Origin of the sequence: Pseudolysinimonas sp. (genome assembly GCF_044239695.1) — a bacterium.
Taxonomy (GTDB): Bacteria; Actinomycetota; Actinomycetes; order Actinomycetales; family Microbacteriaceae; genus Pseudolysinimonas_A.
On sequence record NZ_JBIIAW010000097.1, the window covers coordinates 1 to 10,569 of the forward strand.

At 68.9% G+C, this 10,569-nt stretch carries 10 protein-coding genes; 7 read left to right on the forward strand and 3 right to left on the reverse strand.

Annotation, left to right across the window (positions count from 1 at the left end; genetic code table 11):
* Positions 1 to 1,733: ABC transporter substrate-binding protein (locus ACILQS_RS13070; protein WP_395640568.1), on the reverse strand; the 1,733-nt coding region annotated here is incomplete at its 3' end.
* A 372-nt stretch (positions 1,734 to 2,105) separates the two neighbouring features.
* On the opposite strand from ACILQS_RS13070, the gene ACILQS_RS13075 reads away from it, so the two are divergent.
* The 7 genes from ACILQS_RS13075 to ACILQS_RS13105 all read left to right on the forward strand — a co-directional run bounded on the left by ACILQS_RS13075 (position 2,106) and on the right by ACILQS_RS13105 (position 9,298).
* Positions 2,106 to 3,089 (forward strand): ABC transporter permease, encoded by a 984-nt coding sequence (locus tag ACILQS_RS13075; protein WP_395640569.1) that lies wholly within the window; start codon positions 2,106 to 2,108, stop codon positions 3,087 to 3,089.
* A gap of 83 nt (positions 3,090 to 3,172) precedes the next feature.
* Positions 3,173 to 4,909: an ABC transporter substrate-binding protein gene (locus tag ACILQS_RS13080; protein ID WP_395640570.1), complete on the forward strand. Its 1,737-nt coding sequence runs from the start codon at positions 3,173 to 3,175 to the stop codon at positions 4,907 to 4,909.
* A gap of 86 nt (positions 4,910 to 4,995) precedes the next feature.
* Complete coding sequence (locus tag ACILQS_RS13085; RefSeq protein ID WP_395640571.1) at positions 4,996 to 6,030, forward strand: ABC transporter permease; 1,035 nt, start codon at positions 4,996 to 4,998, stop codon at positions 6,028 to 6,030.
* A 7-nt stretch (positions 6,031 to 6,037) separates the two neighbouring features.
* Complete coding sequence (locus ACILQS_RS13090; protein WP_395640572.1) at positions 6,038 to 7,063, forward strand: ABC transporter ATP-binding protein; 1,026 nt, start codon at positions 6,038 to 6,040, stop codon at positions 7,061 to 7,063.
* A complete protein-coding gene (locus tag ACILQS_RS13095) occupies positions 7,060 to 7,965 on the forward strand; it encodes an ABC transporter ATP-binding protein (RefSeq protein ID WP_395640573.1) in 906 nt (301 codons plus the stop codon). The genes ACILQS_RS13090 and ACILQS_RS13095 overlap by 4 nt, the downstream gene beginning before the upstream one ends.
* 2 nt (positions 7,966 to 7,967) lie before the next feature.
* On the forward strand, positions 7,968 to 8,528 hold the full coding sequence (locus ACILQS_RS13100) for a hypothetical protein (protein WP_395640574.1): 561 nt from the start codon (positions 7,968 to 7,970) through the stop codon (positions 8,526 to 8,528).
* Entirely contained in the window at positions 8,525 to 9,298 is a 774-nt protein-coding gene (locus ACILQS_RS13105) for a CPBP family intramembrane glutamic endopeptidase (protein WP_395640575.1), read from the forward strand. The genes ACILQS_RS13100 and ACILQS_RS13105 overlap by 4 nt, the downstream gene beginning before the upstream one ends.
* Before the next feature lie 18 nt (positions 9,299 to 9,316).
* Here ACILQS_RS13105 and ACILQS_RS13110 read toward each other — a convergent pair whose 3' ends face one another.
* Complete coding sequence (locus ACILQS_RS13110) at positions 9,317 to 10,348, reverse strand: aromatic acid exporter family protein (RefSeq protein ID WP_395640576.1); 1,032 nt, start codon at positions 10,346 to 10,348, stop codon at positions 9,317 to 9,319.
* Between the two features lie 9 nt (positions 10,349 to 10,357).
* The coding region (locus ACILQS_RS13115; RefSeq protein ID WP_395640577.1) for a hypothetical protein at positions 10,358 to 10,569 on the reverse strand (212 nt) is incomplete at its 5' end.

Genomic DNA, 10,569 nt, shown 5'->3' on the forward strand with positions numbered 1-10,569 from the left:
GCGGTGAGGGTCGGGTAGGCGAAGAGCGGGAGGCCGTAGGCATCCGCGTAGAGGTGGGTGTCGATCTCGGCGGCGAGCCGGGCGAACTCGGCGGGGTCCTCGGCGCGGGCGAGCTCGTCGACGAGGATGTCGACGTCGGGGTTGGCGTAGCGCGAGAAGTTGGCGAGAGCGGAGTCGCTGCGATAGATCGCGCCCGCGGCACCCGGGCCGAGGCGGGTCGTGTCCCAGGCGAACAGCGCCGCGTCGTAGGCGCCGGCCACGCCGAGCAGACCCTGCCAGTCGGGGCTCGAGCAGTCGGCCACGACGAAGCCGGCGCGCGCGGCGCTGTCGCGGAGCAGCTCGAACTCGACCCGACGCTGCTCGCTCGCGGGATCGAAGAGCAGGCACACCCCGGGCGCGGTCACCCCGGCTTCGGCGAGGAGGTCGACGGCGGCGTCGACATCCGTGGAGGCGTAGTCGGCGGAGCCGCTGTCGGCGATCGCGTCGGCGTAACCCTCCGCCCCGGGCCTCAGCAGGAACGAGTCCAGCAGCACGGCGTCCGGCTGCACGGGGATGACCAGCTCATCGAGGATCTGCTGCCGCGGCACGACGTGGAGGAACGCCTCCCGAACCCGCGGGTCGGCGAAGACGCCCGTGCGACTGTCGGCGAACTGGAGGTCGAGGTGCTCGAAGCGGTTCTCGGTCCCGGCGACGACGCTCACCCCGGGGATGTCGAGCAGGGCGGCCGCGACGTCCTCGGTCGGCTCGGGGGTGACGATGTCGACCTCCCCTGACGCGAGGAGCCGGGCCGACTCGAGCGGGTCGGGCGAGAAGCGCACCGTGATCGTCTCGATCGTCGGGCGGCGATCCCCCCGGTACTCGGGGTTGGCGTCGAGGGTGACGCCCGTGGCGTCGATCGCGGTGACGGCGTACGGGCCTGCCGAGAGCAGCAGCGTCTCGTCGTCGGGCGTGCGATCGCCGTCGGTCTCGTCGATGTTGTACGCGTCGTTCCAGGTGCGGGCCAACGCGCCGAGGTCGTCGGTGTCGCCCTCCATGATCGTCGCGATCAGGTCGGCTTTCGCCGAGTCGACGTCCTCGTCGTCCCGCCCCGTGGCGAGCACCTGGAGCACGTGCGCCGGGATGCCGGGGGCGAGCACCGTCTTCCAGGTCGGGACGAACTCGTCGAAGTGCACGAACAGGGTGCGGCCGTCCTCTCCGAGCTGCGGCGTCTGCGTCGCCTTCTCGAGACCGGCGCCGATGCGCCCGTCGAAGAACACGACGTCGTCGGGGAAGTCGGCCGTGTACCGACCGGTGTCGGGGTCGACGTAGTCGGCGTCGTCGAAGTCGGGGGTGTTGAGCGCCCCCGAGTCGGCGGCCCAGGCGAGGAGCAGGTCGGCGGCGTCGATCGCGGTGCCGTCCGACCACCGGGCATCCGCCGACACCTGGTACCGGACCGTGAGCGGATCCTCGGCGACGATCTCCGCCGTGCCGAACGAGCGGTCCTCGACCAGCCGGTAGTCGGCGTCGTAGGCGGCGAAGGCGGCGCCGGTGAGCCAGGCGACGTCGGCGTTCGTGGCGCTCGAACGGGCGAACGAGGTCGCGGGATTGAGCGACGTGAAGGTTTCGGCGACGGCCACGCCCACCTCGCTGCCTTCGACCACGTCCGACGTGGTGCATCCGGCGAGCAGAGCCGCACCGGCCGCGACGGCGGCGATCACCGCGGCGATGCGGGGGGTACGGCGGGCTCTCGGCATCGAGCACACTCTAACCCGCGCCCCCTTCGGCGCGGCGGTCTGCCAGCCGTCAGCAACCTCCCGGCAGACGTGGGGCGTCCATCCGATTTCGACGATCCGAACAATCGTTACGCGAGGTGCCGGACTTTTGAGGATTGTTGCGTGGGAGCAGGTTTCATGCAGGAAAACATCGCCCAACGCACGCATCTTGCGTCGATGGCCCCCGCGGCGCGCGACCCGCTCGTTTCGGCCATGTAACAAGTTGAGCTGTGCATTGGGCGGGATGCCCCAAATGGGTTTACCGTGAACCCGCGCGGTTTCGACGTGCCTCACCTGGGGGGGTCACTGCGAAGACGCATCGGCACCGAACCAGCGACACCGAAGGCATGGGTAATGAGCAGCATCACTCCTGGCGTCGTCGCAGCACCTGCCGCGCTGCGCAAGCAGGTCACGAGCCGGTCTCCCGGGCGCCTGGCGTGGGATCGCTTCCGTCGCGACACGAAGACCGTCATCGCCGCCGTCGTCGTGCTGGCCTACGTGCTGCTCGCCATCGCCGCGCCCTTCCTGGTCGCCCTCGGCGTGCTCGATCCGTTCTCGATCAACCAGGATCTGATCGGTCCGGACAGCCTCCCGATCGGACCCTTCGGCGGCATCAGCTGGGAGCACCCCTTCGGCATCCAGCCGGCGATCGGACGAGACACCCTCAGCCGGGTCTGGTTCGGCCTCACCTTCTCGCTCGCCATCGCCCTGATCGGCTCGGTCCTGGCCATGGCCACCGGCGTCGTGCTCGGCATCATCGCCGGTCTCACCGGCGGATGGGTCGACACCCTCATCGGGCGCCTGATCGACCTCACGCTCTCGTTCCCGCAGACGCTCATGCTGCTCGCGCTGTCCGGATCCGCGCTGCTCTTCCTCACCGCGACCGTCGGTCTCCCGGAGGGTGACATCTCGCGGGCCGCCTTCGTGATCCTCGTGCTTGCCGTCTTCGGCTGGGTCGGCGTCGCGCGCGTCATCCGCGGTCAGGTGCTCAGCATCCGCGAACGCGAGTACATCGAGGCCGCGAAACTGATCGGGGCCAGCCCCGCCCGCCGCTGGTTCCGCGAGGTGCTGCCCAACCTCTGGGCGCCGATCCTCGTGCAGGGCACGCTCATGCTGCCCGCCTACATCTCGACCGAGGCGGCGCTCGCCTACCTCACCGTCTCGATCCAGCAGCCGACCCCGACCCTCGGCAACGTGCTCCAGGATGCCGTGCGCTATCCGGTCGCCGACTTCACCTACTTCATCATCCCCGTCATCGTGCTCGTGACGCTGGTCGTCGCGTTCAACCTGCTCGGCGACGGGCTGCGCGACGCGCTCGACCCGAAGGGGAGCCGCTAGGTACCCCACGACTTCCGGAGACACCTCCGAAAGAACGGCGCTCGGCAGCGGGCGTCGACCATCTCACCAAGGAGATCCAACACATGAAGAAGCGATCGATCGCCCGCGTGGGCGCCATCGCGGTCGCGGGTGCGGTCATCACCGCACTCACGGCTTGCGGAGCATCGACCGGCGGTGACAGCGAATCCACCGGCGGCACCGTCACCTACCTCGGCGTCACGGGACAGTGGGAGAGCACCGACCCCGCCGCCGTCTACTACGGCAACGAGCTCGCCTCGCTGCGCCGCCTCGTCTACCGCGGACTCCTCGCGTTCCCGATCAGCGACGACCCCGATGCGGCTCCGGTCGCTGACCTGGCCACCGACACCGGGACCACCGAGGACAACGGCCTGACCTGGACCTTCACGATCAAGGACGGCGCGACCTGGCAGGACGGTTCGCCGATCACCGGTCAGGACTTCGTCTACGGCCTCTCCCGCTCGTTCGACGAGACCCTCGTCAACGGCACGGGCGTCGGCGTCGCGTACCTCAGCACGTATGCGCCGGAGGTCATCGAGGCGGGCTACACCGGCCCGTTCACCTCGACCCCCGAGGCCCAGGCCGTCTTCGACGAGCACTTCTACGCCGACGGTCAGACCGTGACCTACGCGTTCGACGTGCCGTGGGCCGACTTCCCGCTCTCGGCCGCGTCGCTCTTCGTGACCGACCCGTACCAGGAGTCGTTCGACGACGGCTCGACCCTCTGGGAGATCAACTCCAACGGCCCGTACATGCTCGAGGGCGGTGAGTTCGACGGCACGTCCGGCGGACTCTTCGTGCGCAACCCGGAGTACGACCCGGCGACCGACAGCACCGAGGTGCGCCAGGCGCTTCCGGATGAGTTCCTGTTCGAGTTCGTCGCCGACAGCGATGTGCTCTTCCAGCGTCTGCTCGCCGACAACGGTGACGACCAGGCCGCGTTCACCGACGCGAACATCCCCGCGACCTTCTACTCGGAGGTCACCGGCGATGTCGAGGACCGCACCGTGAAGAGCGTCTCCCCGTACACCCGCTTCCTCGAGATCAACTCGCTGTCGATGACCGACCCGGTCGTGCGTCGCGCGCTCGCGTTGGCGACCGACAAGGCGGGCGTGCTCGCGGCCTACGGTGGCGAGAACTACGGTGCCGTGTCGAACAGCATCATGTCGACCGGTCTCGCCGGCTACGAGGACAACACCGAGTTCTCGCAGGACCCGGACGCCGGTGACCCGGAGGCCGCCGCTGCGATGCTCGCCGAGAACGGCACCCCGAACCCCGAGGTGACGCTGGCGTACGCGGTCAGCCCGACCAACGAGACCATCGTGCCGGTCCTCCAGCAGAGCTGGGAGGCCGCCGGCTTCGTCGTGTCGCTGTACCCGATCGCGCCCGACGCGACCCCCGGGTACTACGGGCAGATGGCCGATCGCGACAAGAACGGCCAGAAGGTCGACGTGTTCTTCGCCGGCTGGGGTGCTGACTGGCCGTCGGCGTCCACCGTCGTCGTGCCGATCCTGCGCTCGAACCCGGATGACGTGCAGTACGGCGTCGGCTTCAACTACGGGTTCTACAGCAACGCCGAGGTCGACGCGCTCATCGAGCAGGGTCTCGCGGAGACGGACACCGCTGCTGCGGCCGCCCTCTTCGCCGAGGCCGACTCGCTCGCGGCCGCCGATGGCGCCTACATCCCGATGGTGAACCAGAGCAACTACTTCCTCTACGGTTCGCGCATCGGCGGATTCGCCCCGTCGGGCGTCTCCAGCTGGTACCCCGACTTCGGCACCATCTTCGTCGAGTCCGAGTAAGTAGCAGCCAGTTCCACCAGTGATCGGGTGGGCGTCCTTGCCGGCGCCCACCCGATCCGTGGGTCGTGAAAGAAGAAGATCCCCCCATGCTCGCGTTCATCATCCGCCGTACCCTCGTCGGCGTCGTCATGGTCGTCGTGATGATCTTCGCCGTCTTCTCGCTGTTCTTCGCGAGCGGCAACCCCGCCATCAACCAGTGCGGGCGCTACTGCACCCAGGAGAAGATCGACGAGCTGACCGGCCTTCTCGGCTACGACAAGTCGATCCCCGAGCAGTTCGGAGCGTTCGTCTCCGGGGTGTTCGTCGGGCGCGAGTTCCCGGTCAACGACGAATACCGTGAGGCGCTCATCGCCAACGGCTTCGAGAACCGGATCGTGCACTGCGCGGCCCCCTGCCTCGGCTACTCGCAGAGCGAGCAGAAGACGGTCAACGACCTCATCCTCAAGGCCGCGCCCCCCACCCTCTCGCTGGCGGTCGTGAGCTTCGTGCTCTGGATCACCTTCGGCATCCTCATCGGCGTGCTCGCCGCCGTCTTCAAAGGCCGCTGGCTCGATCGCGTCGTCGTCGGCTCGACCCTCGTCGTGTACGCGCTCCCGGTCTTCGTCATCGGAACGTTCTTCCTCCAGTACGTCGCGATCCGGTGGGAGCTCTATCCCTATCCACGGTTCGCACCCTTACGAGAACCCGCGGACCTCCTCCCCTGGATCACCGGCATCTTCCTGCCCGCGCTGACCCTCGCCCTCTTCTTCATGGCCGCCTATGTGCGCTACACCCGCGCGTTCGTGCTCGAGTCGCTGTCCGAGGACTACATCCGCACCGCACGGGCCAAGGGCCTCCCGGAGCGCACGGTGCTCTTCAAGCACGGACTGCGGTCGGCGCTGACGCCCCTCGTGACCCTGGCCGGCCTCGACTTCGCGTCGCTTCTCGCCGGCGCGATCATCACCGAAAGCGTGTTCAACTACCAGGGCATGGGAGCTCTGGCCGTCCGGGCGAACACGAACCAGGACCTTCCCGTGCTGATCGGACTCGTGATCGTCGGCGCCACCGCGGTCATCGTGATGAACATCATCGTCGACATCCTGTACGCCTACATCGACCCGCGCGTGCGGGTCTCGAAGTGAGCCAGCCATGACCCGCCCCTTCCTCTCCGTCGAGAACCTCGTGGTGCACTTCCCCACGTCCGACGGACTCGTCCGCGCGACCGACGGGCTGAGCTACACGCTCGAGCCCGGCAAGACCCTCGGCATCGTCGGCGAGTCCGGCTCGGGGAAGTCCGTCTCGTCGTCGGCGATCCTCGGCCTGCACCGCAAGACGAACGCGCAGGTGAGCGGCCGGATCTGGCTCGACGGGGTCGACCTGCTGAGCCTCAGCGACCGGGAGATGCAGCAGCGTCGCGGCAAGGACGTCGCCATGATCTTCCAGGACCCGCTCTCGGCGCTGCACCCGTACTACACGATCGGCAACCAGGTGGCCGAGGCCTACCGGGTGCACAACGACGTGTCGAAGAAGGCCGCCCGCGACCGGGCGATCGAGATGCTCGACCGCGTCGGCATCCCGAACGCGCACCAACGCGTCGACGACTACCCGCACCAGTTCTCGGGCGGGATGCGGCAGCGGGCGATGATCGCGATGGCACTCATCAACAATCCCGAGCTGCTGATCGCCGATGAGCCGACGACAGCGCTCGACGTGACAGTCCAAGCGCAGATCCTCGACCTGCTGCAGGACCTCCAGCGCGAGTTCAACACCGCGCTGATCATGATCACGCATGACCTCGGTGTCATCGCGGAGGTCGCCGACGACGTGCTCGTCATGTACGCGGGGCGTGCCGTCGAGTACGGGACCACCCGACAGCTGCTCACCGCGCCGTCGATGCCCTACACGCTCGGTCTCATCCAGTCGGTTCCCGACCTGTCGAGCGACGTGAACGAGCCGCTGCGGCCGATCCCGGGCAACCCGCCGAGTCTGCTCGACTCGCCGAGCGGCTGCGCGTTCGCGCCGCGGTGCACGTTCAAGCACCTCGCGCCCGACAACCTTCCCGACACCGTGATGCCGGAACTGGAGGAGATCGCCCCCGGGCACCTCCGCCGGTGCCACCTGAAGGAGCACGACCTGAGCAAGCTCACGCCCATCGCGGTCGGAGATCGCGCGTGAGCGCCCCGCTGCTGGAGGTCAAGGACCTCACGATGCACTTCCCGATCAAGGCGCGCGGGATCATCACGCGCACCGTCGGGCATGTGAAGGCCGTCGACGGCGTCTCGTTCACGATCGGCGCCGGCGAGGCGCTGGGTCTCGTGGGCGAGTCGGGGTCGGGCAAATCGACGACCGGCCGCCTGATCACCCGCCTGTACCAGCCGACCTCGGGCCAGATCCTCTTCGAGGGCACAGACATCGCGAAGTCGAGCGCCCGTGAGCTCAAGCCGATCCGCCGCGACATCCAGATGATCTTCCAGGACCCGTACACGTCCTTGAATCCGCGCCACACGGTCGGCGAGATCATCAGCGCCCCGCTCGAGATCCACAACCTCGTGCCGAAGAACGCGCGCCTGCGCCGGGTGCAGGAGCTGCTCGAGATCGTCGGCCTCAACCCCGAGCACTACAACCGCTACCCGCACGAGTTCTCGGGCGGTCAGCGCCAGCGCATCGGCATCGCCCGCGCCCTCACCATGAGCCCCAAGCTGCTCGTCGCCGACGAGCCGGTGTCGGCGCTCGACGTCTCGATCCAGGCGCAGATCATCAACCTGCTCAAGGACCTGCAGAAGGAGATGAACATCGCGTTCCTGTTCATCGCCCACGACCTCGCGATCGTGCGGCACTTCTGCCCGCAGGTGGCCGTGATGTACCTGGGCAAGATCGTCGAGAACGCCCCGCGTGAGGAGCTCTACTCGAACCCGAAGCACGCGTACACGCAGTCGCTGCTGTCCGCGGTGCCCGACATGCGGCAGGCGGTCGTGGGCGGACGGCGGGAACGCATCCGCTACACGCACGACGTCGAGGCGTCGGCCGCGTCGACGGCGGCGAACACGGCGGTCGCATCCTCTCGCCCCTCGGTCTGACCGTGGCGCGCCCCGCGCACCGCTATGTGCTGCGCGACACCGTCGTGGTGGTCACGTTCTGGCTGGCCACCGCGTTGGGCGTCGTGCTCGTCGGCGACCCGCTCGTGCGCGGCGACCTCCCGCTCGTCGCCGCCACCGCCCCGATCGTGGCGATCGTGCTCTGGGTGCTCTGGATGCTGCTCTTCCACCCGCACGTCCGGTACGACGACGAGCGGGTAGTCGTCACCAACATCGGTCGCGTGCACGACCTCCCGTGGAGTCGGGTCGCCGTCGTGCGGCAGAACCTCACCCTCACCTTCGAGCTGGATGACGGCCGTCGCATCCGGGCGGCCGGCGTGTCGGCTCCGCGCGGGAAGGGTCTCATGCTGGGCGGGCTCACCCGCGGGAAGCTCGGGGTGGGCAGCGAGGAGTTCCACCGCAACTCCGACGCCCTGCGACCCATCCAGGCCGCCGCGGCGCGCACGGACGCGCCCGCGGTGTCGCGCTGGGATGTCATCCCCTTGACGATCGGCGGCGTGCTCGCCATCGCCGTCGTCATCGACCTCCTCGTTCTCCTGACGTGATCGTGAAGAAGCGGATCCTCGCCGAGGTCGTCATCGTGCTCGGGCTGTCGCTCGGGATGTCGGCGCTCTACTCGATCGTCACCCTCATCAACCGCGCCACCCTCGAGACGCCGATCGGCCAGCAGACCGCCACGATCGTGCCGAGCCGCGACTCCCGGGCGATCTTCGATCTGCTCTACCAGCTGCTGGGCATCGCCTCAGATCTCGTTCCGGTCGCCCTTGTCTGCTTCCTGCTCTGGAGCACGGCCAAGCCGCACCTGGGCCGCCTCGGCATCGACGCGAAGCATCCCGTGCGGGACGGGCTTCTCGGCCTCGGACTCGCGCTCCCCATCGGCATCGCGGGTCTCGGCATCTTCCTCGCCGGTCGCGCGCTCGGGATCGGCGTCGGCATCACCGCCTCGAACCTCACCGAGCAGTGGTGGACGATTCCCGTGCTCCTCCTGACGGCGGCCCGCGCCGCCATCCAGGAGGAGGTCATCATGATCGGGTACCTGTTCGCGCGCCTCGGCGACCTCGGCGTCGGCCGCTGGGGAACCATCCTGATCTCCGCGACGATCCGCGGCACGTACCACCTGTACCAGGGCTACGGAGCGTTGGTCGCGAACTTCGCGATGGGCGTCGTGTTCGGCTGGCTGTACACCCGCGGCACCGAGCGGCGGGTGATCCCGTTCGTGGTGACGCACTTCGCGATCGATGCGGTGGTGTTCGTCGGCGCTCCCGCCGCGGCGAACGCCTGGCCGGAACTGTTCGCGACGACCCCCACGGACTGACCCTCGATTCGTGGGGTGTCACTCCACCGACAGGGTGTCGTGGATGCGACGGAGATCCTCGAGCAGCGAACCGACGAGGATCCATCGCTCGGACGACGGCGCCCCGATCGCGAGCGGGGCGGTGAGGGCCGGGAGGCTCGCGGTCGGCGGATTCGCGGGGTCGGGACTGGTGCGGCGCACCACCCGCCGCACGTCGTGCGCGGCGCGACGCAGCTGGTCGGCGATGGCGCGCACCGCGGGTTCGGCGGGGAGCCCGTCGTCGTAGCGGTCGTAGACGGCCCGGGTCATCCCGATGACCTGCGTCACGATCGGGCTGAGCCTCCGCAACGTCGCTTCGAGCCGCTCGAGTTCATCGCGTCGCCGGCGGCCGCGCGGGTTGAGCGTGAGCGATTCCGCGGCCGTCGTCAGCGCGCCGTCGGCGGTCACCACCATCGGCCGCATCAGCCGGGCCGTGATCATCAGCTCCTCCAGCTCGGCGGAGGTCTGCGGCGTCTCGAGGGAGGCCGCGAGGCGCTCGAGCGACGCCGCGACCTCGATCCCGAGCGCCTCGACGGACGCGTGCGCCGGCTTGAGCGCCACGGGCGGCACGAGCGCGAGGTTGACCGCGAACCCGAGCAGGGCGCCGATCACCGTCTCGATGACGCGGTCGACGGCGTAGTTCGGTGTGGCGGCCCCGAGTCCGAGCACGAGAAGAGCGCTGATGGCGACCTGGTTCGAAGTGCCGGAGGTCATCTTCAGGAGCCAGGCGATCAGCAGCGCGGCGGTCACGGCGACGAGCACGACCCAGGTGGACTGGCCGAACGCGAGGGCGAGCAGGGAGGCCACGACGACGCCCGCGACCACGCCGACGGAGCGCTCGATCGCTTTGGACACCGACTGGTTGAGGCTGGGCTGCACGACGAGCAGGGCCGCGATCGCGGCGAAGACCGGCAGCGGCCCGGGGATCAGCCACCCCGCGAGCAACCACGCGGCGCTCGTCGCGAGGGCCGACTTGACCACCTGCAGGATCGGCTGCCGGCGCGACCCCCGGAACGCCGCCAGCACCTTCATGCGCCCACGCTAGCCCTGCGGATCGTCGGGCCGCGGCTCGTCGTCCGCCGCCGCCTTCGCGGCCTTCGCGCGCTCGGTCGTGCTCAGCACGATGAACACGGTGCCGAGTGCGAAGAACGACACCCACATCGCCGTGGTGCCGGTGATCAGGAACACCACGCCGGCGAACAGGAAGCCGAACGCCGCCACCAGGTAGAGGTTCGCCGCCAGGGTCGTGGATG